Here is a 23,098-nt window from a genome sequence, read left to right as displayed (position 1 = left end):
TATAACTCCACTCAGTTCAAATTGCTGTAGTCACTGAGTGCTTCGCAATTGGTGCCCCGAGCGCGAATCGAACGCGCGACCTACCGCTTAGGAGGCGGTTGCTCTATCCACTGAGCTACCGGGGCATGGAAGATAGTCTAGCAAAAGCTGGGGTTTCGGTGCGAGCCCCAGCAATCTTGTTTTTAAGTCAAAGTCAGGAAATACGTCGCATAGCACAACCCATTGACTACGAAATGGTAGGGGCGCAGGGTCACTCCGCGCATCACCAGCAAGAAGGTATAGCCGCCCGCCAGCAAAGTCAGTCCGGCCCCCAGCAGCACAGCAAAAGAAGGATTCCAGGGTGTCAATAAAACGCCAATGGCGGGCAGGAGGCTGCCCTGAAACACCAGAGCACCGGTAATGTTGCCAAAGGCCAGAGTGTCTTTGCCACGGCGTATCCAGAGAATGCTGTTGATTTTTTCCGGTAACTCGGTGGCAATGGGAACCACCAGCAGCGACAGGATCAATGCGGAAATGCCGAGCCAACTGGACAACCCCTCTATGCCATCCACAAACAAGCTGGCCCCAAAAACAATCATGCCCAAACCGATCATCAACTGCAGCAAAATGACGGGCATTTCTACCGGTAATCCGGTTTTGCTGAGGTACAAGGCATGTCCGGCCTCAGTGCCATGACCTTCGGCAACCAGCGCAGCGGATGCGCGCAGGGTGCTCAACACATATAGAAAATACAGGACAATCAAAATCAGGGCGATACTGACCCGGGCCAGGGTGATCTGGTGGGGCACAAACAAGGCGATGCAGGAAATGCCGAAGGCAGCCAGAAACCAGCTCAAATCACGCCGTAAACCGCTGGATTCCGGTTGCAGGGTACCGCCCCATCCCCGTTGCGGGGAGACAAAAACCGCCATCAAAAACAGGGTCAGCGTGGATAACATCATGGGTGCCCCGAGAATGGCGCCAACCCCCACTTCTTCGCCGAGATGGGCGGGCTTGCCGGAAGCGGCAGCAAAAACGGCGACAATAGGAACCATGGCTTCGGGGAGGGCGGTGCCGACAGCGGCAAATATCGAGCCGGTAACGCCTTCGGAAATGCCCATACGGTCACCGAGGTGTTCCAGGGCATTGGTAAACGCCTCGGCGCCGGCGAGGATAATGATCAGGGCCGCAATCAGCAAGAGTATATTCATAAAGAGATTATGCCACAGCCGGAATGAAGCACAACGGCAGCGGGGATAATGATATACTGCAGCCATCGTGGGGAATGGCGGATGACAGGAGCAGAGTATGCAAAAGGTATGCAGTTTCTTCGACCGGGATATTTATCATGTGGAGGGTGGAGAAACCCGGCCCGCCGTATTTTTTATTGCGGACAAGGATGCCGGAGGCATTCTGGTCAATGCTCCGGCTTACAGCACTACCTTGCAGGCGGAACTGGCGGCTTTGGCTCCCCTCCAAGTCTTGTTTTTACCGAGCTATTTCGGTGCTCAGGATGTTCCGCTTTGGCAGCAGGCGGGTTGCAAGCTGGTCGCCCAGCCGGCGGAAGGCCATTATCTGCAGGCTTCCATCGATATACCCTTGGACAGCAAGCTGCGGCTGACCCGAACCATCGATTTTCTGCCGATGTCCGGTCGTACTCCCGGGAGTTGTGCCATGCGGCTGAAAAACAAACCGGGAGCCATTTTTTTCGGGCCTATTCTCGAATGTCCCGAACCGGATCAATGGCCTACCCTGATTGCCCATGCCGATGATCATTCCTGGGAAACCCGCATTTTTGGCAGTCTGGGTCTGCAGGACGTACATTATGAATATGCCTTTAGCGATACCTTTGTTGCAGAAAAGACGCCCTTTGGCCCTGGAGCCGATCAGGCTATTCAGTCGGCTTTGAACGCGGTACTGGACAATTAAACGCTGCAAATTCGCGATAATTGGCGTATAGTTCCGACCCTGAATTCTTTGTCCAGGTGTGTCCATGTCTCAACAGTCTGATCTCCGTTTTATTGATTTTGCGCTCGCCGAACCCCTGCAGAAGGCAGTGGCGGAGATCGGCTACGAACAGCCCTCCCCGATCCAGGCACAGAGCATCCCCCCCTTGCTGGAAGGGCGGGATGTCATTGGTCTGGCCCAGACGGGTACGGGCAAGACGGCCGCTTTTGCCTTACCCTTGCTCAGTCGGGTGGATATCAGTCTGCGCGTACCGCAATTGTTGGTCCTGGCTCCTACCCGTGAACTGGCCATTCAGGTAGCCGAAGCCTTGCAAAGTTATGCCAAATTCCTGCCCGGCTTCCATGTGCTGCCCATTTATGGCGGGCAGTCCATGGGGCTACAGCTGAAGCAATTACAGCGTGGTGTGCATGTGGTGGTGGGAACGCCCGGACGCATTCAGGACCATCTGCGCCGTAAGACCCTGCATTTGGACCAGTTGCAGGCGGTGGTGCTGGATGAAGCCGATGAAATGCTGCGGATGGGTTTCATTGATGCCGTGGAAGATATTCTTCAGCATACCCCCGATGGCCGGCAGGTGGCCCTGTTCTCGGCGACCATGCCCGAGGCTATCCGGCGCATTGCCAAGACCTATCTCAAGGATCCTCTGGAAATCCGCATCAAGTCTGCCACCACGACGGTAGCGACCATTCGCCAGCGCTACTGGCAAGTCAGCGGCACTCACAAGCTCGATGCCCTGACCCGGATTCTGGAAGTGGAAGACAGTAATGCCTGGATTGTGTTTGTACGCACTAAAACCGCCACAGTGGAACTGGCCGAACGTCTGGAAGCTCGGGGATATGCCTGCGGTGCCTTGAATGGTGATTTGAGCCAGGCCTTGCGTGAGCAAACCATCGAACGGCTGAAATCCGGGGCTCTGGATATTGTCATCGCCACCGATGTGGCCGCACGGGGGCTGGATGTGGAGCGCATCACCCACGTCATCAATTATGATATTCCCAACGATACCGAAGCCTATGTGCATCGGATCGGGCGGACCGGGCGGGCTGGCCGGACCGGCGATGCCATTTTGTTTGTCGCGCCCCGCGAAAGGCATTTGCTCCGCGCCATCGAAAGAGCGACGGGACAGACCATCACCGCCATGCATTTACCCAGTATCGCCGACGTGGCGGATCGGCGCATGACCCAGTTCAAGGATCAGTTATCCGAAGTCATCAATGCGGAAGACCTGTCGGTTTTTGAATCGCTCATCGCGGATTTCCAGCAGGAACATGATGTGGGACTCAGTGAAATTGCGGCGGCACTGGCCTACATGGTCCAAAAGGAGCGGCCACTGATTCCGGTGGAAGAACCGACTCGCCCCATGCGTACGGAATCCAGCGGCAGCGGACGGCCTGCATCCGGGCGGCGGCAGGGCGACAATGAAAGGCCGGTTCGCAATGATCGCGGTGCCAACCGTACGCCCCGCAAGCCCCTGGGCGATGATCTCCCCATGCGCCGTTTTCGGCTGGATGTGGGCGAAGACCACGGTGCCCAGATCAAAAATATTGTCGGTGCCATTGCCAATGAGGCGGGTATTCCCAGTCGTCATATCCGCAAGGTCGAAATCCATGGGGATTACAGCACCCTGGAGTTGCCCGCAGATACCCCGGCGGCGGCCTTGCAGCATTTGCAAAAAGTCTGGGTAGCCGGTCGCCCTTTGCAGATTGCGCCCCAGGATGCAGGCAGGGAAAAGTCAGCTGCACCCACACGCTCCACAACAGCACGCGCACGTACCGAAGAAGCGGCTAAAGCTCCGCGAAAAATTTTGTCGGTGACGGCAAAATCGGGCAAAACTGAGGGAAAAACCCGCAGCAGCACAGCCGGAAAACGCAAGAAGCCTGGCAGAGAACGTTAATGATCAAACTTGTCGGGCCTGAGATGGAACAGACCAGAGAATCGGGAGGCCACAAAGTTCCCGTAAAACTTGGGGGCTTTTATAGGTGGAAATATTGGGGAAAGCGGGTGGCTGGCCCACCCGCTGAAACCATCAGGCCCGACGCACCTTCTCGGCTTGCAGACCTTTAGGACCACGCGTTACTTCAAAATTGACCCGTTCACCTTCGGCCAGGGTCTTGAAACCCGTACCTTCGATGGCGGAGTGGTGTACGAACACATCTTCCTTGCCATCTTCCGGTGTAATGAACCCAAATCCCTTGCTGTCATTGAACCACTTTACTGTACCAACCGCCATTTCACACCCCAGAATAATCAAAAATAGCCCAACTGGCTGTTTTCAAGAATAGCATATACTTAGCCCCGCGCAAGTTCGCGGGCCGATCAGTTTGTTAGACGCTCAGCTTTTGGAAATGCCGTGTTTTTCCATGAGGCGATACAGTGACACGCGCGAGATTCCCAGCTGTCGGGCCGCGTTGCTGACGCTGCCCCGGCTCTGTGCCAGAGCGCCACGAATGGTGCTGGCCTCGGCCGTATCGCGGGCTTCATTCAGGGTGACCTGCATACGCGAGTTGGTACGCCGTTCCAGGCCCAGATCAACGGGGGAAATCAGGAATTTTTCACACATCACCATGGCGCGGCGGACGCGATTGATGAGTTCGCGTATGTTGCCCGGCCAGTCATAATGATTCATGGCATGCAGGGCCTCTTCACTGAAGCCTTTGACGCGCTGGGCTTTTTCATCAGAAAAACGGGTAAAAATGTATTGCGCCAGCAAAGGAATATCACCCATGCGCTCGCGCAGCGGCGGCATTTTGATCTGCAATACATTAAGACGATAGTAGAGATCCTGGCGGAAGCGTCCGTCCTTGATGGCGGCTTCCAGATTGATGTGGGTCGCGGCCAGTACCCGGACATTCACTTCAATATCCTGACGGGCACCCACCCGGTGGATGGTTTTTTCCTGGAGAAAACGCAGCAGATTGGTTTGCAGATCCAAGGGCAGGTCGCCGATTTCATCCAGAAAAAGAGTGCCGTTGGCAGCTGATTCAATCCGGCCAATTTTACGTTCATGGGCACCTGTAAAAGATCCTTTCTCATGGCCGAACAATTCAGACTGAATCAGATTGGTGGGCAGGGCGCCGCAGTTGACAGCGACAAAAGGGCCATCCTTGCGGGCGGAGCGTTCATGAATGGCCTGGGCGGTGAGTTCCTTGCCGGTACCACTTTCTCCAGTAATGAGGACAGGCGCTTCCACTCCCGCCACCTTGCGGATTTCCTGGTAGATTTTCTGCATCTGATCACTGGCCCCGACCATTTCGCTTTCGGGATGACGATGAAGGTCCCAGTGATCTTTAGTAAAAGTATCAGCACTGATTTCGGCCATGCCGAGGGCGTGACCAAGAGTGATGGCAAGACGGTGCGCATCCACCGGCAGGGTGTGATAGTCATAAAAGGCACTGCCAATCAGCTGGCGAAAAGCCGGGAGTTCTGCGGCTCTGGGGGGAATCAAGGCGATCCATTTCAACATCTGGGATTGGGCCAGCATCAACTCAACCCGATGGGCGTGGTCCACAAACTCTTTCTCGCCGAAGCCGACGACCCCGACCAAGGCGCCTGTTTTTATGGCATATTGAGGAAGTTCGGCCAGAGAGGGCACGCAGAGAATATCCCATCCCTCTTCTTTGAGGACGTCCACAGCATTGGCGATGATTTCCTTTTCTCCAACGTAGAGGACAGAGCGTTCTACGGATTGTTCGGAGACATTGAGCGCAGCTTTTTTGGGCATGTCTACTCCTTCGAATTTGTTACAAGTGTCGCATAGATTTCACAAATTCCCAATACACCCATGACGGCCCCGGAATAGCCTCCTCAACGCAGGGATTGGGGATCGACATCCACCGACCAGCGCACCTTGCGCGCTTCCGGCAGTTTTTGACAGAGTGGTAACCAGATTCTCAGGGCTTTCTGCATGTCCTGACGGGTGGGCGCTTCTACCCACAGTTCTGCGCGTTCAAATCCGGCCCGTTTTTCCAGCAGGGCCGGTTGCGGGCCGCTGATCTGCAGCAATGCCGGCGCGCAGTGACGGGCTGCTTTGAGAAAACGTTCAATGGGAGGGCGTTGATGGGCTTCGGCGCTAAGCAAGGTCAGGGCAGTGTAAGGAGGGAGCCGCGCCTGGATGCGTTCCTGCAGGAGCAATTGGGCGGCTTCCTGGTAGTCTCCAGAAGCCAGTTTCTGGATCAGGGGATGCTGGGGCAGATGGGTTTGTAACAGCACTTGTCCAGGTCGATCCTCGCGTCCCGCTCGCCCTGCTACTTGCAGGACCGTTTGCAGCAGGCGCTCCGGAGCGCGGAAATCGGCGCTGAACAGGCCCTGGTCCGCATTGATGATGCCGACCAGAGTCACCGCCGGGAAATGATGACCCTTGGCGAGCATCTGGGTACCCACCAGAATGGCCGGCTGGTTTTGATGGATCTGTTCTAATATCCGGGCAAATCCCTCTCTCCCGGGGAGCGCATCCCGATCAATACGCCAGACGGGTGTGTCGGTAAAGCGCTGGCACAGGACCTCCTCCAGTTGCTCCGTACCCTGTCCGGCGGTAACCAGAGCGGCGCTGTGACATTCCGGACAGTCTGCGGGCCAGCGGCATTCGTGCCCGCAATGGTGGCAGCGCAGGCGTTCCTGTTGACGATGCCAGGTGAGGGCGGCACTGCAACGCGGGCAGTGCAGAACATGCCCGCAATCGTGGCAGAGAACGGCAGGTGCATAACCCCGGCGATTCAAAAAAAGCAGCACCTGGTTGCCTGCTGCGAGGGTATCCCGGCAGGCGCTGAGCAGGGTGCTGGATAAACCGCCCTGCAGATATTGGCGGCGCAGGGGGATAATCGTTATGCCCGGGAGCGACGCCTTGGTGGCGCGCTGGCGGAGCTGGAGGAGCTGATAGCGGCCTTGCTGAACATTGTAGAGACTTTCCAGAGAGGGAGTGGCGGAGCCGAGAATAACCGGAATTTGCTCCAGTCGGGCGCGCTGAATGGCCATATCCCGGGCGGAGTAATGCCAGCCCTGGTGTTGCTTGAAGGAAGGATCGTGTTCCTCGTCGATAATGATGCAGGCCAGGCGCGGCAGGGGCACAAAAAGGGCGGAGCGGGTGCCGATGAGGAGCTGCAACTGCCCTGTGGCAGCCCGGGTCCAGATGCGTAGGCGCTCTGTATCGCTCTGGGCAGAATGCAGGGCGGCGACGCCGGCGCTGCCAAAACGGGTTTGACAGCGGGCGAGCAGTTGGGGGGTCAGACCAATTTCCGGGACGAGGATGAGCACCTGCCGTCCAGCTTCCAGGTGAGGGCGAATGGTTTCGAAGTACACTTCAGTTTTGCCACTGCCCGTCACCCCGTCCAGCAGCCAGCAGTTGAAACCCTGAGCCTCGCGCAGCTGCAGGATGGCTTGGGATTGCTCGGAATTCAGGGCATAAGGCACAGGCTGCGCACAAATCTGAGGCGTGGGTAATGTCCGTGCTTCTACCCAGCCTTTTTTGAGAGCCTGCTGGAGGATGGGCCGCAGGGGAGTCGGAATTTCAGTCGTGGGTTTGGGGGCGCTGAGCAGGCTGATCAGCGCCATTTGCCGACTGCCGGGACGGGGCGGCAGCTGTTCAGAGCGGGCGAGCTGGTAGACGCGTGGCGCAACCTCGGGTAATGAGCGCCCCTGGCGAAGCAGGGCAGGCAAGGCTGCAGACCAGACATCGCCCAGCGGATGATGATAATAGCGCGCACCAAAGTGCAGAAGCTGTTGCAGGGCTTCTGGAAGCAGGGGCTGGGTATCGATGACCGCCTCTATGGGTTTTAAGTGGATGTCTGGCGGACAGTCGCCATAACCCAGCAATATGCCCATGCGGCTGGTTTTGCCAAAAGGAACACGGAGCCGCACCCCGGGAGAAAGTGGACCGGTGTTGCCGGGCAGGGCGTAGGAAAATATCCGGGGCAGGGGGCCCAGAATGGCTACTTCCAGGCAGACTGTCTCAGCAGGCATTCAAGTTGCCCACAAGTTCTGTGGATAAGTCTGTGTATGGACCTTCGGAAAACACGCATATGTCCAGTGCTTCAAGAGCTTAGGGGGCTTGCTCAAAAAAGTGGCAAGACCAAAAATATATTAAAAACAAATTGATAGTATTTTTCAACAACAACTTAAGCACGGCAGGCGAAGTTTCAGTAGTTTATTCGTAAACTGTGTATAAGTTTTTCAAAAACGCGCAATCCCTTGCATCTATCCCCAAATTGCCGGTGCCGAAATGGCCCCGGGATGTGCAAGACCGGCGACAATCCCCCAGAAGAGAATGAGGCCGATCCAGTTATTGTGCAGGAATGCGCGAAAAGCTTGATCCCGATCCCCGCCCAGCAAGCTTTGTTCATAAACCGCGAGCAGCAAGGCCCCCAGCAAAGCTACCCAGTAAGGCCAGTGCATGGGGTTGTTCAGACCAATACCGCAAAAAATGCCGAACATGACCAGTTGCAGCCCGGCAATGGCGTAGCGATCCCAGCGCCCGAAAAGAATGGCAGTGGACTTGATACCGGCCTTCAGGTCGTCGGGACGGTCGGCCATGGCATAGGCCGTATCGTAGGCGACCACCCAGCAGGCGTTGGCCAGCATCAGCCACCAGGCAATGGCCGGGACGCTGCCCCGGGTGGCGGCAAAAGCCATGGGAATTCCGAAGGAAAAGGCAATGCCCAGATAAGCCTGGGGGAGATGGGTGAAGCGTTTGAACAGCGGATAGGTAATGGTGATGAATACCGCGCCGCCCGCCAAAGCCAGGCTGAGCCAATTCAAAAAAGGCAGTAACGCTGCCGCCAGCAGGCAGAGCAGAACAAAGAGGCGCAGAGCTGCAGCGGGTTGAATCAGTCCAGCTGCCAGCGGTCTTTGCCGGGTGCGGGCTACCTGTTGGTCAAAATCCCGATCGAAATAATCATTGATGACACAGCCAGCCGACCGCATCAGCCAGGTACCGAGAGTGAAAATCACAAAAAGCCGCAGGGAAGGGGTGCCTTGGGCGGCCAGCCAGAGTCCCCAGTAGGTTGGCCACAGTAACAGGAGGGTGCCGATGGGACGATCTACCCGCATCAAGGCCAGATAGGCCGACCAGCGCTGTTGCAGGGAGCTTTGCGCAGTCATCAGCGTCGCCCTCGCCCTGCCCAGCGCGGCAGGTCCGGCAGAAAGTGCTCTTCCACCAGTACCTCAGTATGTCCTCGCCGTAAAATGGAGCGGCGCCGCCAGGCGCGTTCGCCATAACGGGGTAGGCTATCCAGAGTGATCGGCGAGCGCCGCAAACGCCGATGCCGGAAAAGTGTGTTGCCAATGGGACGGGATCCATGTCGGGCCAGGGGCAGCAGACCATGACGTAGGCCACTCAGGGGAATGCTGGTCATGGCCCAGATGGCTGGACGCTGGGGATCCCCGGCGTGGAGCAAGACTTCCCGCCAGAAAATTCGCTCGCCCCGATGTAAACGCAAGAGCCGCTGCTCAGCGTGGAAGGGCCTGCGCCGCCCGCTGCCAATGACCTGGGCGCGGACCTGTCGAGCGTCACCATAGGCGCGCTGGAGGGCGGCCGTCAGGGACGCCGGAAGAGTCAACCAAGACCATAAATGCCTGGGCGCATGCTGCAAGGACGGAGTTTTATAAGCCATGACCGGAAACAAAGCAGGTCCATCCCTAAGGGTGAAAAACGAATTGATCGACCCGTGCGGGCGGCAGATTGCGCAAGACCATGGCGGGGCGCCCGCGCCGAAACGCCGCAGGCAAGCCTTGGCAAGAACTGCGGAAGTGGTAGGTGAACTGAATAAATACCGTACCTTGCTGGCTGATCCCGGGAAGCTGCTGAAAAATCCGGGTGACAATTTCCCGGGGAATGGTGCGCAAGGGCAGGCTGGACACAATGGCCCGCACTTTGCCCCGCTGTGCCAGCATCTCCTGAAGTTGGGCGGCATCGCCTTCAATGATTTCCAGTTGCGGAAACTGCTGGCGCAGATGCCGGACCATGCTGGGCGCCTGTTCCACCAGCACCAGATCCCGGGCATCAATACCCCGGGCGAGCAGGGCTTTGGTGACCGGCCCCATGCCCGGTCCGAGTTCAATCACCAGACCCGGTCCGTCGGGAACCATGGCTGCCATACGTCTGGCGAGAAAAGGCGAGCTGGGAAGTACGGCGCCAATGGCCTGAGGATCGCGCAAAAATTCGCGGGTAAAATGCCAAGCCTGGGATACTGGCCCGGAAGATTTGGACATGAAGCTTCTCCACCGGATGAAAGAGCTGTGCACGGATTTGCGCGGGGCCCCATTGAATGGCCCATACTCTAGCATGGGCGGCTGGCGGAGCGAAACAAGCCCCCTTGTCAAGCGCAAGGACTGGCCCTATTATCGACTAAGAGTCATTTTTTTCGGAAATGCATTGCAAAATCTGTTTATTAAAACTTACGGTTGTCAGATGAACGAATATGACTCCGAGCGCATGGCCGATCTGCTGGCGCAAAGTCATGGTCTGACACTCGTGGATGATCCTCAGCAAGCTGACGTGCTGCTCCTCAATACCTGTTCCATTCGCGAAAAAGCCGAAGACAAGGTTTTTACCCAGTTGGGATTCTGGCGTCCATTCAAGGAAAAACGTCCTGAAGTCATTATTGGTGTGGGTGGTTGTGTGGCCAGTCAGGAGGGTGCAAAGCTGCGCCGCCGTGCGCCTTATGTGGATCTGGTATTCGGTCCCCAGACCTTGCACCGTCTGCCGGATTTGCTGGATGCCTGTCTGGCGGAGCGCCATCCTCAGGTAGATGTGGACTTTCCGGTGCTGGAAAAATTCGATCGCCTGCCGCAGCGCCCCGGACGTGACGGTGCCACGGCTTTTCTGACCATTCAGGAAGGTTGCGACAAGTTCTGTACTTTCTGCGTAGTGCCCCATACCCGGGGGCGGGAATACAGCCGTTCCATGCCTGACATTCTTCGTGAAGCCCGCAGTCTGGTGGATCAGGGGGTGCGCGAAATCACCCTGCTCGGCCAGAATGTCAACGCTTATCGGGGGGCCACCGGACTGATCGGTGAAGGCGGCCTGGCCGAACTGCTGGAACGTCTGGCCCGCATTCCCGGTTTATTGCGCCTGCGCTACACGACCTCGCACCCCAGCAATCTGGACGATGAACTGATTGCCGCCCACGGTTCTATTGATATGCTGGCACCCCATCTGCATCTTCCGGTGCAAAGTGGTTCGGACCGCATTCTGCGCCGGATGCATCGCAAGCATAATGTCGAGCAGTATCTCGATAAAATCGCGCGCTTGCGGGCAGTGCGGCCGGGCATACAAATTTCTTCGGATTTCATTGTCGGATTTCCGGGGGAGACAGAGGCTGATTTTGCAGCGACCATGGATTTGATCGAGGCGGTACGTTTTGATCAGTCCTTCTCCTTCAAATACAGCCAGCGTCCTAATACGCCTGCCCTGAAACTCAAGGATGATGTGCCCGAAGCCGAAAAAGATGCCCGCCTTGCCATTTTGCAGGGCCGTATCAACGGACTGGCCCAGGGTTATGCCCAGGCCCTGGTGGGTACGCGTCAGGCGGTACTGATTACCGGTCCTTCGCGGCGGGATCCTCAGGAAGTGACCGGCAAAACGGCCTGCAATCGCTCGGTCAACCTGCCCGGCAGTAGCCACTGGGCGGGGCAGATGCTGGACGTAGAAATCACGGCGGCTTTGCCCAACAGTCTGCGTGGTCGCCTGGCACAGTCTGATCCTGTGGCCCATCGTCTTGCCGTATAATCCCATGGAGCCTCCCAGTAAGCCTGCTGCTGTCACCCATGGCGATTTTATTGCCGAGCAGGCCAGCGCCACAGCGCTGTCAGAACTTGCCGGAGAACTGGACAGTCATCTCAAGCAACTGGAATCCCGACTGGGCGTCGTCGTGCTCCCCCGTGGGGAGCGTTTTCATATTACCGGACCGCAAGCTTCCGTAGAGGCCGCCAAAATCGTACTGACCCAGCTTTATGATCAGGTGAGTCAGGGGCGCAGGCTTTCCAGTCATTGGGTCCACCAATGTATCCAACGGGTTCAGGTGGAAGCGGAAAAAGATGCCTCCGAAAATGTGGAAGCAGCAGGTATTCAAACCCTCAAAGGTACCATCCGGGGTCGGGGTGCCCGTCAGCGCCGCTATCTGGATTCCATCCGCCAGAATGATCTGACTTTTGGTATTGGTCCTGCAGGCACCGGAAAAACCTATCTGGCGGTAGCGGCGGCGGTGGAGCAGATCGAGCGCAATCAGGTGCGTCGCCTGGTGCTGGTGCGACCAGCGGTGGAAGCCGGAGAACGCCTGGGATTCCTGCCCGGATCCCTAAGCGAAAAGGTCGATCCTTATTTGCGCCCCCTCTATGACGCCCTCCACGAGATGATCGGCTATGAAAAAGTGGCCAAACTCATCGAGCGACAGATTATTGAAGTAGCACCCCTGGCCTATATGCGCGGGCGCACCCTCAACGATGCTTTCATCATTCTCGATGAGGCCCAGAACACCACTCCCGAACAAATGAAAATGTTCCTGACGCGCATGGGTTTCGGGGCGAAAGTCGTCGTAACCGGCGACGTGACCCAGATCGACCTGCCCCGTGGCCAGCTTTCCGGACTGGTGCAGGTGCTGGATGTGTTGGACGCCATGCCGGGAGTGGACATGGTTTTTTTCGAAAGTGCTGACGTGGTTCGTCATCCGCTGGTGGCGCGTATCATCCAAGCTTATGATCGCTTCGGGGAAAAGACATGAGCCGCTTATACCTGCGCATTACTGTGGATGGCGCAGTAGCTGAAGCTGCTATTCCCTCCCGGCAGCAGGCCCGAGAGGCCATTCTCCGGGCATTGTCGGTAGCGTCGCCGCGACTGGCTGATCCGCAGCGCATGGTGGAAGTTTCCCTGGCTCTAGTGAGTAACGCAGAAATTGCCGCCTTGAATGACCAATATCGGCAACGCCAGCAGCCGACCAACTGCCTCTCTTTCCCCCAGGACCCTCTGCCTCCGGTATTCCGTCGTGATCTGCTCGGCGATATCGTCATTGCTCCTGACGTCGTTGTCGGGGAAGCGGCAGACCAGGGTAAACCGCTGATGCATCATTATCGTCATTTGTTGATTCACAGTACCTTGCATCTTCTGGGCTTTGACCATGTTGACGAGCAGGAAGCGCTGATCATGGAACAACTGGAAACCCGATTACTGGCTGAAATGGGTGTGGCCGACCCTTACCTGAACCACATACATGAGTGAAGATCGAAGTACCCAGGAGCGCCCGCGCAGTTGGTGGGCGCGTTTTACCCAGTCCCTGCGCGGTAATGTCGAAGATCAGGACAGCCTGCTGGATCTGGTCCGGGAGGCGGGCGAAAGGCAGGTAATTGATGCTGAAGCGGCGCGCATGGTGGATGGTATTTTCCGGATGGGTGAGTTGACGGTGCGCGATGTGATGATTCCCCGTGCCCAGATGGAAGTCATCGAAATGGATATGGCCTTGCCGGAGATCATCGCCCGGGTTTCGGAAGTCGGCCACTCGCGGTTTCCGGTGGTGGGCGAGGACCGGGACGACGTGCGTGGCATCCTCCTGGCCAAGGATCTGCTGCAAGCCTGTCGCGCCGATACCCTCACGCCACGTCTGGCTGAGCTGCTGCGGCCGGCGACTTTCATCCCTGAAAGCAAGCATCTGGATCATTTGCTCTACGAATTTCGTACCGGGCGCCATCATATGGCCGTGGTGGTGGATGAGTACGGTGGGGTAGCCGGACTGATTACCATTGAGGATGTATTGGAAATCATTGTCGGGGAAATCGAGGACGAATATGACATTGATGAAGATGTCATGATAGCCTCACGGGAGGATGGTGACTTTCTGGTGAATGCCCTGATTGCTCTGGAAGACTTTAATGCCCATTTTGGCGCACACCTTGCCGATGGTCATGCTGATACCCTGGGCGGTTGGGTGGCTACCCGCCTGGGCCATGTTCCCAGGGTGGGCGAGGTGATTGAGGAGGGAAATTTGCGACTGGAAGTACTCAGAGCGGATCGGCGGCGGGTGCAAATTGTCCGGGTATCTCCACCGCGAAGCGCTGCCTTGCCGGAACTGTCTGAGCAGGAGCGTCCATGACCCAGGCTGCAACCCGCACTCTGGCATTTCCTCTGCGGCTTTTGGCCGCATTAATTTTGGGTGGCCTCTGGACCCTGGCCTTTGCCCCTTTCAATGCCTGGTATCTGGCCATCGTTCTGCTTTTCGGTCTGTTCTGGCTGGCGATCACCGCAGAACGTCCCCGGCGTGCGGCAGCCCTGGGTTATGCCTTCGGTTTCGGGGCTTTTTGCAGCGGAGTCAGCTGGATTTCCATCACCCTGCACAATTTTGCCCACATGGACTGGCTGCTGGCGGGGGGCGCGGTAGCCCTGCTGGCCGCTTACTGTGCCATCTATCCGGCTTTGGCATTGTGGTTGGCGACCCGATTTTTTCGCGGCAATATCCGCTTGCTGGTTTTGCCCGTACTCTGGATATTCGCCGAGTGGTCCCGGGCCCGCTTGTTCACCGGTTTCCCCTGGCTGGCTACGGGTTATACCCAGACCCATGCCTTCCTCGGCGGCTTCGCCCCCTGGTTGGGGCAATATGGCGTGGGCCTCGCCACGGCGGGTTTTGCCGCCATTGTGCTGTGGCTATTCCGGGAGGCGCGGTCGCGGCAGGTGCTGCTTGGAGGGGTATCGGCCCTGCTGCTGCTTTCCGGCTTGGCGCTGGCGGCGGGCTCAGTGCGTTTCACCCATCCGGTCGGGCACAAGCTGCGGGTCAGCTTGCTGCAAGGCGATATTCCCATTACGGAAAAATGGAACAATGCCGCCATCGGCCCTATTCTCCATCATTATGTGCAATTGATTTTGCAGGCGCCTAAAAATAGCCAACTCATTGTGTTGCCAGAGACGGCCTTCCCTGTTTTTCAGACAGAAATCCCCGGCCTCATCAGCCAGTTGCAGGAGTGGTCCGCGCATAATCACAAAATCCTGATTATCGGTATTCCCGAAGCGGCGGGCGGTAAATACTACAACGCCGCCATGGAAATTGATGGTCATGCGCCCCTGCGCTGGTATCAGAAAGAACATCTGGTACCTTTTGGCGAGTATATTCCCTTACCGCAGCTGTTAGGCCCTCTGGTGCACCATTTCCTGCCGGGTCTGGGGAGTTTTTCCTTCGGCCATGGCCCCTATGTCCTGCCCGTAGACGGACAAAAAGCGGGTATGACCATTTGTTATGAAGAATCCTTTTCCCGGGATGTGCGCAAGGGCGTCGGCGAAGGGGAGACCTTCCTGCTCAATATCAGTGATTATGCCTGGTATGGACATAGTATTGCCGCTGCCCAGAGTATGCAGATGGCGGCCATGCAGTCGCGGCAGCAACAAAAGCCCGATGTACGCGATACCAATACCGGCATCACCACCCTGATTTCACCCGATGGTCAGATACGCACCCAACTCCCGCAATTTGTGACCGGCACCCTGAATGGTGCCGTTCAGCCCATGGCGGGTGAAACGCCCTATGGCCGTTGGGGGAGTCTGCCCTACTTGCTACTCAGTGGTTTATGGGTACTGCTGGCGCTGGGGCTTACTCGCCGGCAATCATCATCTCGTCAATGAGGATGGAGGCACAACCGGTGTTGCCGTGGGTGAGCAGATCGTTTCCGACCATCTGCAGGCCCTTGAACATGGCTTGTAGAGTGCCAGCGATGGTGATTTCCTCCACCGGATATTGAATCTCGCCATTTTCCACCCAGAAACCGGCGGCTCCGCGTGAGTAGTCGCCAGTAACCATGTTGATACCAAAGCCAATCAGTTCGGTGACCAGCAGGCCACGTCCCATTTCCCGGATCATCTCCTGGAGTGAGCGCTGACCGGATTCCAGGGTCAGATTATGGACGCCCCCGGCATTTCCTGTGGTCGGCATATTTAACTTGCGGCCGCTATAACTGTCGAGAATATAACCCTGCAGTACGCCTGCCGCGATGATGTCGCGATTGCGGGTGGCTACGCCTTCTCCATCAAAGCTGGCGCTGCCCAGCCCGCGCTGGCGCAGGGGTTCTTCATAAATACGAATATGTTCCGGAAACAGGGACTTGCCGAGACTGTCCAGCAGAAAGGAGCTTTGCCGATAGAGACTGCCACCACTGATGGCGCTAGCCAGATGTCCGAGAATGCTGGAAGCTACCTGATTCTCAAAAATCACCGGCGCCCTGGTGGTGGGAATCTTGCGGGCATCCAGGCGCCGCAGGGCACGCTCTGCAGCGGTTTTACCGATACTTTCCGGACTGTCCAGAGCAGCAGCATCGCGTGCCACATCGTACCAGTAGTCTCTTTGCATGCCGCCTTGCAAGTCTTCGGCAATGACGGAGCAGGACAGGCTATGCCGGGATGATTGTCGCTGTCCGACAAAACCCAGACTATTGGCATACACCGATATCCCTTCACTGCTACCCAGACTGCCCCCCTCGGAATTGTGAATACGGGGATCACTGTCCCGGGCGGCGGCCTCGCAGCGCCGCGCCAGATCGGCAGCCGTGTCGGCATCTATGGACCAGGGATGATAAAGATCCAGATCCGGAAATTCTCGTGCAAAAAGCGCCGGATCCGCCAGACCAGAGAAAGGATCTGCTGCCGTATGGCGGGCAATGGTCAGTGCCGCCTCGACGGTTTCGGCAATGGCCTTGCGGGAAAAATCCGAGGTGGAGGCGCTGCCTTTGGACTGCCCCAGATATACGGTCACGCCCATACCCTTATCCTGATTGTACTCAATGGATTCCACCTCACCCAGGCGGACCGTGACGGACAGTCCCTTACCGGTGCTGGCGGCCGCTTCCGCTGCACTGGCACCTTGTTTGCGGGCAAGCGCCAGGATGTCCTCACTGATCTGACAAAGCGTTTCGGCATTTAGAGTGGAATGGGGGGCTTGGCTCATGGATGGTATCTCGCTCGAATGAAAGAATCTCACCATCTTACTCCCAAGCCTTCTATAGGAGAAAGGCGATATATCATGAATGTTATTGACATGCATTATCATTTGCGTTTGAATGAGGATGTTGATTTTTTGTGAGGCTTGCCATGTACGTGTGTGTGTGTAACGGTGTGACTGAGCGAGACATTCATCTGGCAGTGTGCGAAGGTGCCTGCTCCATGCGGGATTTGCGCCAACAGTTGGGTGTAGCTTCCCAATGTGGTCGCTGTGCGACTTGTGCCAAAGCAGTTCTGGATCAGGAAATACAGCATGCTCAGGTCACGCATTATCCTCTAGGTCAGCATCCGCAGCGCAATTTCAAACAGGCGATCTGATTCATTGGCGCAAAGGGACTCGCCGGTGTTGATGGTAAAGCTAAATTTTTTTCAGTATGTTGCATGAATTATTCAATCGGGAGCGTGGCATGAAAGGCGACAAAAAAGTTATACAGTTGTTGAATAAAGCATTGGCCATTGAATTGACGGCCATCAATCAATATTTTCTGCATGCCCGCATGTACAAAAACTGGGGGCTGTTTGCTTTGGGTAAGCATGAATATGCGGAATCCATTGAAGAAATGCAGCATGCCGACAAACTGATCGAACGTATATTGTTTCTGGACGGCTTACCCAATCTGCAGGACCTGAATAAATTGCTCATCGGTGAAAATGTGGCTGAATGCCTGGCTTGTGACTTGAAACTGGAAGAAGCTGGTCGCGCCCATTATGTAGAGGCCATTCATTATTGCGAATCGGTCAAGGACTACGTCTCGCGCGGGATTCTCGTCGAAATTCAGGAGCAGACCGAAGAGCATATTGACTGGCTGGAAACGCATATTGATCTAATTGACAAAATGGGGTTGCCCAATTTTATGCAAACAGCCTCGGGTCCTCTGGGCGGCGTGGCCGATTAATCATTCCAAAGCGCATCCAGAGTGCAGCCCAATGTCTTGACGGCATCCATCTGGAGGGCGGGGTTTTGGTCCATGGTCGAGACGCGGGCATAACCAATCAGCATGTCCATCTATTCCTTAATGGGCTTTACGCGATAATAAGAGAATCTCTGTTTCGGAACAAGGAAAACGGTACTGTTTGAGCGCCCACCGCCGCCTTTTGCGGGGGCGGTATAACGAATTCCCAAAACGATCGTTTTGGGAACAAGCTCAGACGGATGCAAAATTCTCTGTGGAACTTTGGGTCCCTTTGTTGGGATAGATAGACCCGTTCCTACTTAAAAATGTAACATGTCACCATGAAACAAGGAGGGCTCCTATGCAACCGCATACCGCAGGATTTCCAAACCCTGAGCTGATCGGGTCATTCCGCCAGTTCGGACCCTTTGGGATTGCCTACCAGGTACTCAAGGAAGGCCATGACACCGCCAAGGGCTGGACCGTCGAGATCGAGGTGCCGCAGACAGTGGAGCGATTGGAGTATCCCCTGAAAGACGCCCTAGACGATCCAGAGGCCCGCTAGTGTTCGCTATCGCCTTTGACCTGACAGTCAAGGAAGTCACACAACACCAAGAGTGTTGCCGCCGCCTATGCGGACATTGGTGCGACACTGGCCGGGTTCGGATTTCTGTGGGTACAAGGCAGCATTTACGTCTGTGAGGATGAGGATATGGCCAACCTGATGGATGCGATGGACGCTCTCACAGATCTGCCTTGGCTTCCAGCATCCGTCAGGGACGTGCGGGCTTTCAGGGTGGAGCAATGGTCCAATTTCACAGACAGGGTGAAGCGCCGAGGGATGAAAAAATGAGCAGCCGCATCGCGTTGTCTGGTGGACGTTTCCACAAGCGATTCTCAATCCTAGCCGACCCAACAAGGAAGTCGTGCCTTGATCCCCTACGTCATCACTAACCACGCCAGAGAAGAGATGGCCATCCGGGGTATAGCTGAATCCACAATGGATGCCGTCCTGCGTAACCCTGGGCAGATCGTTCCCGTGAAAAACAATTTGTGAGCCTACCAATCCGTAGTATCTTCCGATACAGGCTTGGATAAACTGGTTCGTGCTATTGTGACGCATGGAGAGATCCCGCTGCGGGTAGTGACCGTCTATCAAACCAGCAAAATCACGAAGTATTGGAGGGCACCATGAAAGTACGCTACGACCCTGAAACCGACACCCTGACCTTGCGGCTGAGTGAACAGCCTGTGAGTGAAAGCGATGAGGCTAATCCGGGAGTCATCTTGGACTTCGACCAGGCTGGCAATGTCGTGGGCATCGAGATACTGGAGGCTTCCAAGGCAGGGGCCATGCCACAATCCATCGAATATGCTTACGGCGCGGCCTGAAACCTCAGAGGCAAAATGTAATGTCTCATAACAACCCTTACCTGGCAGGCGAAGAACCCAGCAAAACCCGGCCATCCATCCCGGACAGCCCGCCATCGTCGAGACAAAAGGACGCATTCTGTCCTGTCTCTGGGTGACAACAATCGTGTTACCCACCTAAAAATAACAGAGGAACCAGAAAAAGCATGCAGAGAGGATACAACATATCTTTTTATAAAAAGAAAGTTATCTTTATTGTTATGATAACACTCTCCGTTTCAGGGTGTGCTGATCTTACAACGTATGCTGCGCAACAGAGAGCACAGCAAATTACTGCGAATCAGCAAAGGTGTGAAGCTGATGGGTTACAACCTGGAACCAGATATTTCTACCATTGTATGCAAAATTTACAGTCAACACAGTCATACAACCAGGCTATCTGGAATTGCCATAACATGATTACTCCCCACTGCACATACGCAGTTGACCGTGAGGCCTGCGTTCGCCGCCAAATAAGACTTTGTGAACAACGCGCCTACAATGAATATCTATATACTCACAATGCGGCAAGGGCAGATATAAGGTTACACGATTATAACCATTACTATTACCATTCCGATGGTTCACAATGATATTTTTTCATCTTATCATAGTAAATTGGCAAAGGATAATATAGTAATGCCTCGTCGCAAGATGAAAGGGAGTACCAGTGAGGCCATCGGCGCACTAATCATCCTCGGAGCGTTGTTCGGATTAATCAAGATACTATACGCAATAGGCGGGGATGGCGTGCTGCTCATCCTGTTCGTCGCCGCAGGGATTGTCATTGCGCGGCTACTGTGGAAAGCAAAGCGTAAATCAAAAATCAGATCCGCGTTATTAGGAGCAGGGACTGAAAATCCAATGCAACTCACCCCAGGGCAATACGAGAATTTCTGTGCGGCACTTCTGGAGAACAATGGTTGGACAACAAAAATGACAAAATCTTCAGGGGATTTTGGCGCAGATATCATCGCAGTAAAAGGGAATAAAAAGTCAGTTATTCAATGCAAGCAGTGGTCAAAGAGCGTTGGTGTAAAAGCAGTACAAGAGGCTCATACAGCCATGAGTTATTACCACGCAAATATAGCCATTGTTGTAACAACTACAGGATATACTTACGCAGCAAAAGACCTTGCGAAAAGCACTGGTGTTCGGCTTTTGAAGCATACAGACTTAATAGATATATAGCATACAAGGAGCACGTTATGGCAAAACGTGGAAGAAAAAAAACACCAATAACAATTTTTAATCCACGCGGCGAATCTGAAACAGCACGTAAGAAGAGAATTGCGTAAGAGAAAAGGCGATATGGACGAGCAGTTGGTCCATGCTTTATAGCAACCGCTGTATATGGAGATGCTATGGCGCCAGAAGTTCAGAAATTCCGCCATTTCAGGGATACTAGATTGAGACCATATAGATTAGGCAGAGTTGCGATAAGATATTATTACCTATTATCGCCTCCGATAGCAACTTGGTCGGCAAAGAAACAACATCGATCTTATACGACAAGAAAAGTATTAGATTTAATTATAAAAATTATTCAACTAAAAACCTAGGTAGTAATACTTTTGCATGATCATTTCTGTTACTTTTCGCCAAGATTTAAACGCTGCACAATTAGAAGCATTATCAGCTATAAATGTGTAGCAATTTGTTTAACTTATATCGCGTCTTTTATGATCGTAGAACGAGCCATTGCTGATGATTATATTTATCAGCCTGTTCCAAACAATATAACAAGTCAACAACTACACAAACCTATACCGTATGGATATGCTGCATTTGGACTGGAAATCGTTGGCGGACCCATAGATGGTGAGGACAGTAGCGCAGGTTTCACATTGGAAAGTCCAGATGGAAAATATTGGGTAGCATATAGGACTGATGGAGATTGTGCTGGATGTTCAATAGATAGCGCTTTTGACTGGTTTCCGTGGGATCACTCTCCATTTTCAGCAGGAGAAAAGAAAGCAAAAGAAAAATATAAAATGAGATATCAGAAAATTACAGAACATTTTACTTTGTTTTCATGCAACCACAATGGCAGAGAAATATATTCTTTAAAAAATTACAGTAACGATGAGTTTAAGCAACTATTCTTTTCCTTTCAAAACTATCCTACGCAAGATACAGCTATTATTAAATTTAATGAAAACAATCTATTGAGAATAAGGAAGTAAATTAGATAACTATTGAGGGTCACAAAACTCGAATTAGCTAGACCAGAAATCAGAGTCTCCAGGGTTTCGAAATCCGTTACTCCACCATACTCCTTTGCATGACCTTGTCTGCGTGACGGATTACGTGACGACTTTGCTGGCTCAAATCCACTCATTCTGCCCTGTCACCCAAACCGCGGTTTGCAGGGCAGGATGATGGGGCTTCCCGACCAGATGCTGAAGGCGTTTGCCGCCGAGCAGCATGCCCGCTGCTTTTCGGGAACAGGTCAATCAAGCATGATATTACAGTTAGTAGTAAAGGTAGGCTATAATTAAAATTGTGCTGTGCTGGCTGAATTTCTATTTTGTTCCTGGTCTGGCAAAGAATATGATTCATTGATGCGTTCATTCGACACAGGAGATCGATCAATGGATATGCATTCAATGAGCATGCAGGCGATGACCAGCAGCATGCATGCTATTTCTGATGGGCAAACCGCTGCAGGTATTATCGTGACAGGCTTGATTGCCTTTGCCTTTTTTGGGCTGGCTGCGGGACTGTTCATGCGTGCTGCCCGCGCCGAGGCAAAAAAAGAAGCACAAGAGGCAGGTAAACACTAAAAGCGATTATGGGTACTTAGAAACCTGGCGGTTGGTTACTTTGTTAAAATGTGCAGGGGCGTTGGCTGTCAGGCGCTGCCCCAGTTTAGTTTTCAGGCGTGCAAATGGTAGTGCCAACCCAGTCGGATAATGGCGACGAAGGCATTGGGGATGGTGTTCCCTGGCCCATTGGCGCCGGGGTTGACGATATATTGCAGGTCGGGTTGGATATAAAAATCCTTGAACACGGGCTGTTTGAAGTTCACTTCCAGGCTGGTTTCTGCAGCCCCCATATTCGAACCGGATTGGCGTTGCCAGGCACGGTCCATGCCCAGACTGAGCGTTGAGCCAGGTGAATCCGGAATGAAATGTCGCAGCCGTAGTCCCGCGCCCAGATAGGCATTCACCGGTGAAACGGCTGCGGCATTGGGGGCTCCACCACCTTGCACAAAGACACCCCAGTTCATCTGATCCATCTTCCAGCGATACTCGGCTGCTCCATAAAACCCACTCTGACTGGTAGAGACACCGATGCCAATGGTTTGCCTGAGGTAAGGACCGGAAATGTGATTATAATAGCCTCCGGCCTTGAGCGTAGCCTTACCAGGACCGATAGCAACGCTTTGATCGATTTCTCCATAATAAATCATGCCATCACTACCCCAGGGGGCGCGGTAGGGATGAACCCCATCGGCACCAAACGCACCTGCCATCACCGTGGTATTCCCCCAGCTCGCTGAAGCCATGACGCCGAGACTGGAGTAGGGATAAGTGGGGGTGAAGGGAATGTTGGCGGTAATAGTGGGATATATCCCGTAAGAGGCGTTGAACAGCTCTCCGGCGACTCCGGTGACATTGAAGTAGTCATTAGGATTAATCAAACCCAGTCGTAACGTATAGTTCCCAAGATTTTGCCGATAATATCCCTTGTAGAGCCGAGCGATATGTGGGTACGGCGTGGTGAGATTGGATACACCTTGCAGGTCACCGACATACACGCCATCGGGGTTTCCGCTATCCGCAGCCAGCTGCGTATTCTGTTGATCGTGGGCACCGATTCTGGCGATCGTGGGCACCCCTGGAGAGGGAACATTTTGGTCGTTGTGATTTTAAGCACGGGTGGT

The 23,098-nt window shown here is 54.6% G+C and carries 24 protein-coding genes and 1 tRNA gene; 15 read left to right on the top strand and 10 right to left on the bottom strand.

All coding sequences use genetic code 11. The features are described from left to right. Positions 1 to 49 precede the first annotated feature (49 nt). Both AC2VLR_RS01225 and AC2VLR_RS01220 read right to left on the bottom strand, forming a co-directional pair. Positions 50 to 125: transfer RNA gene (locus tag AC2VLR_RS01225), tRNA-Arg, on the bottom strand. A gap of 57 nt (positions 126 to 182) precedes the next feature. After that, the gene (locus AC2VLR_RS01220) at positions 183 to 1,190 is read right to left on the bottom strand and encodes a sodium:calcium antiporter (RefSeq protein ID WP_486880501.1); all 1,008 of its coding nucleotides are present in this window, start codon (positions 1,188 to 1,190) and stop codon (positions 183 to 185) included. Between the two features lie 97 nt (positions 1,191 to 1,287). On the opposite strand from AC2VLR_RS01220, the gene AC2VLR_RS01215 reads away from it, so the two are divergent. Together AC2VLR_RS01215 and AC2VLR_RS01210 are read left to right on the top strand one after the other, a co-directional pair. Further along, positions 1,288 to 1,908, top strand: coding sequence for a hypothetical protein (locus tag AC2VLR_RS01215; RefSeq protein ID WP_486880500.1), 621 nt, complete (start codon positions 1,288 to 1,290; stop codon positions 1,906 to 1,908). 64 nt (positions 1,909 to 1,972) lie between these two features. After that, entirely contained in the window at positions 1,973 to 3,841 is a 1,869-nt protein-coding gene (locus tag AC2VLR_RS01210; protein WP_486880499.1) for a DEAD/DEAH box helicase, read from the top strand. A 132-nt stretch (positions 3,842 to 3,973) separates the two neighbouring features. On the opposite strand, the gene AC2VLR_RS01205 is transcribed toward AC2VLR_RS01210, so the two are convergent. From AC2VLR_RS01205 to AC2VLR_RS01180, 6 genes are all read right to left on the bottom strand, one after another. Continuing rightward, positions 3,974 to 4,177 carry a cold-shock protein gene (locus AC2VLR_RS01205; protein WP_009564993.1) on the bottom strand — a complete coding sequence of 68 codons (204 nt, stop codon included), beginning with the start codon at positions 4,175 to 4,177 and terminating at the stop codon, positions 3,974 to 3,976. 102 nt (positions 4,178 to 4,279) lie between these two features. After that, a complete protein-coding gene (locus AC2VLR_RS01200; RefSeq protein WP_486880498.1) occupies positions 4,280 to 5,668 on the bottom strand; it encodes a sigma-54 dependent transcriptional regulator in 1,389 nt (462 codons plus the stop codon). 83 nt (positions 5,669 to 5,751) lie between these two features. Then, positions 5,752 to 7,902 carry a primosomal protein N' gene (locus AC2VLR_RS01195; RefSeq protein ID WP_486880497.1) on the bottom strand — a complete coding sequence of 717 codons (2,151 nt, stop codon included), beginning with the start codon at positions 7,900 to 7,902 and terminating at the stop codon, positions 5,752 to 5,754. Positions 7,903 to 8,136: 234 nt separating this feature from the next. Next, entirely contained in the window at positions 8,137 to 9,039 is a 903-nt protein-coding gene (ubiA, locus tag AC2VLR_RS01190) for a 4-hydroxybenzoate octaprenyltransferase (protein ID WP_486880496.1), read from the bottom strand. Beyond that, positions 9,039 to 9,551 (bottom strand): chorismate--pyruvate lyase family protein, encoded by a 513-nt coding sequence (locus tag AC2VLR_RS01185; protein ID WP_486880495.1) that lies wholly within the window; start codon positions 9,549 to 9,551, stop codon positions 9,039 to 9,041. Before AC2VLR_RS01185 ends, ubiA begins: the two co-directional genes overlap by 1 nt. 25 nt (positions 9,552 to 9,576) lie before the next feature. Beyond that, positions 9,577 to 10,149: a class I SAM-dependent methyltransferase gene (locus AC2VLR_RS01180; protein WP_215843386.1), complete on the bottom strand. Its 573-nt coding sequence runs from the start codon at positions 10,147 to 10,149 to the stop codon at positions 9,577 to 9,579. A gap of 163 nt (positions 10,150 to 10,312) precedes the next feature. Here AC2VLR_RS01180 and miaB point away from each other — a divergent pair, with 163 nt between their 5' ends. Genes miaB through lnt form a run of 5 tightly spaced genes read left to right on the top strand, consistent with a single transcriptional unit; the run spans position 10,313 to position 15,538 of the window. Then, on the top strand, positions 10,313 to 11,668 hold the full coding sequence (gene miaB, locus AC2VLR_RS01175; protein ID WP_486880494.1) for a tRNA (N6-isopentenyl adenosine(37)-C2)-methylthiotransferase MiaB: 1,356 nt from the start codon (positions 10,313 to 10,315) through the stop codon (positions 11,666 to 11,668). Between the two features lie 4 nt (positions 11,669 to 11,672). Then, positions 11,673 to 12,659 carry a PhoH family protein gene (locus AC2VLR_RS01170; RefSeq protein ID WP_486880493.1) on the top strand — a complete coding sequence of 329 codons (987 nt, stop codon included), beginning with the start codon at positions 11,673 to 11,675 and terminating at the stop codon, positions 12,657 to 12,659. Beyond that, positions 12,656 to 13,153, top strand: a complete 498-nt coding sequence (gene ybeY / locus AC2VLR_RS01165) for an rRNA maturation RNase YbeY (protein WP_486880492.1) — start codon at positions 12,656 to 12,658, stop codon at positions 13,151 to 13,153. The genes AC2VLR_RS01170 and ybeY overlap by 4 nt, the downstream gene beginning before the upstream one ends. Next, entirely contained in the window at positions 13,146 to 14,021 is an 876-nt protein-coding gene (locus AC2VLR_RS01160; RefSeq protein WP_486880491.1) for a CorC family transporter, read from the top strand. The genes ybeY and AC2VLR_RS01160 overlap by 8 nt, the downstream gene beginning before the upstream one ends. Beyond that, on the top strand, positions 14,018 to 15,538 hold the full coding sequence (gene lnt / locus AC2VLR_RS01155; RefSeq protein ID WP_486880490.1) for an apolipoprotein N-acyltransferase: 1,521 nt from the start codon (positions 14,018 to 14,020) through the stop codon (positions 15,536 to 15,538). The genes AC2VLR_RS01160 and lnt overlap by 4 nt, the downstream gene beginning before the upstream one ends. Here lnt and pmbA read toward each other — a convergent pair. Beyond that, positions 15,507 to 16,853: a metalloprotease PmbA gene (pmbA, locus tag AC2VLR_RS01150; RefSeq protein WP_486880489.1), complete on the bottom strand. Its 1,347-nt coding sequence runs from the start codon at positions 16,851 to 16,853 to the stop codon at positions 15,507 to 15,509. The genes lnt and pmbA overlap by 32 nt on opposite strands. Positions 16,854 to 16,996: 143 nt before the next feature. Between pmbA and AC2VLR_RS01145 the strand changes: the two genes are divergently transcribed. The 8 genes from AC2VLR_RS01145 to AC2VLR_RS01110 all read left to right on the top strand — a co-directional run bounded on the left by AC2VLR_RS01145 (position 16,997) and on the right by AC2VLR_RS01110 (position 21,995). Then, on the top strand, positions 16,997 to 17,224 hold the full coding sequence (locus AC2VLR_RS01145) for a bacterioferritin-associated ferredoxin (RefSeq protein ID WP_486880488.1): 228 nt from the start codon (positions 16,997 to 16,999) through the stop codon (positions 17,222 to 17,224). 89 nt (positions 17,225 to 17,313) lie between these two features. Next, positions 17,314 to 17,802 (top strand): bacterioferritin, encoded by a 489-nt coding sequence (gene bfr / locus AC2VLR_RS01140; protein WP_486880487.1) that lies wholly within the window; start codon positions 17,314 to 17,316, stop codon positions 17,800 to 17,802. A 358-nt stretch (positions 17,803 to 18,160) separates the two neighbouring features. Then, positions 18,161 to 18,364, top strand: a complete 204-nt coding sequence (locus AC2VLR_RS01135; protein ID WP_486880486.1) for a DUF5397 family protein — start codon at positions 18,161 to 18,163, stop codon at positions 18,362 to 18,364. Between the two features lie 626 nt (positions 18,365 to 18,990). Then, complete coding sequence (locus AC2VLR_RS01130; protein WP_486880485.1) at positions 18,991 to 19,191, top strand: DUF2283 domain-containing protein; 201 nt, start codon at positions 18,991 to 18,993, stop codon at positions 19,189 to 19,191. Between the two features lie 657 nt (positions 19,192 to 19,848). Beyond that, positions 19,849 to 20,400 carry a restriction endonuclease gene (locus AC2VLR_RS01125; RefSeq protein WP_486880484.1) on the top strand — a complete coding sequence of 184 codons (552 nt, stop codon included), beginning with the start codon at positions 19,849 to 19,851 and terminating at the stop codon, positions 20,398 to 20,400. A gap of 146 nt (positions 20,401 to 20,546) precedes the next feature. After that, complete coding sequence (locus AC2VLR_RS01120; protein ID WP_486880502.1) at positions 20,547 to 20,771, top strand: CFI-box-CTERM domain-containing protein; 225 nt, start codon at positions 20,547 to 20,549, stop codon at positions 20,769 to 20,771. 120 nt (positions 20,772 to 20,891) lie between these two features. Then, complete coding sequence (locus AC2VLR_RS01115; RefSeq protein ID WP_486880483.1) at positions 20,892 to 21,395, top strand: hypothetical protein; 504 nt, start codon at positions 20,892 to 20,894, stop codon at positions 21,393 to 21,395. A 378-nt stretch (positions 21,396 to 21,773) separates the two neighbouring features. Continuing rightward, positions 21,774 to 21,995, top strand: a complete 222-nt coding sequence (locus AC2VLR_RS01110) for a hypothetical protein (protein ID WP_486880482.1) — start codon at positions 21,774 to 21,776, stop codon at positions 21,993 to 21,995. A 92-nt stretch (positions 21,996 to 22,087) separates the two neighbouring features. Here the strand turns inward: AC2VLR_RS01110 and AC2VLR_RS01105 are convergent, their stop codons facing one another. Further along, the gene (locus AC2VLR_RS01105) at positions 22,088 to 23,050 is read right to left on the bottom strand and encodes a carbohydrate porin (RefSeq protein WP_486880481.1); all 963 of its coding nucleotides are present in this window, start codon (positions 23,048 to 23,050) and stop codon (positions 22,088 to 22,090) included. Positions 23,051 to 23,098: the final 48 nt, after the last annotated feature.

Source organism: Acidithiobacillus sp. TH-A117 (genome assembly GCF_057473465.1).
The sequence above is the reverse complement of the archived record's forward strand: the minus strand, read 5'-3'. Positions and strand labels throughout refer to the sequence as shown.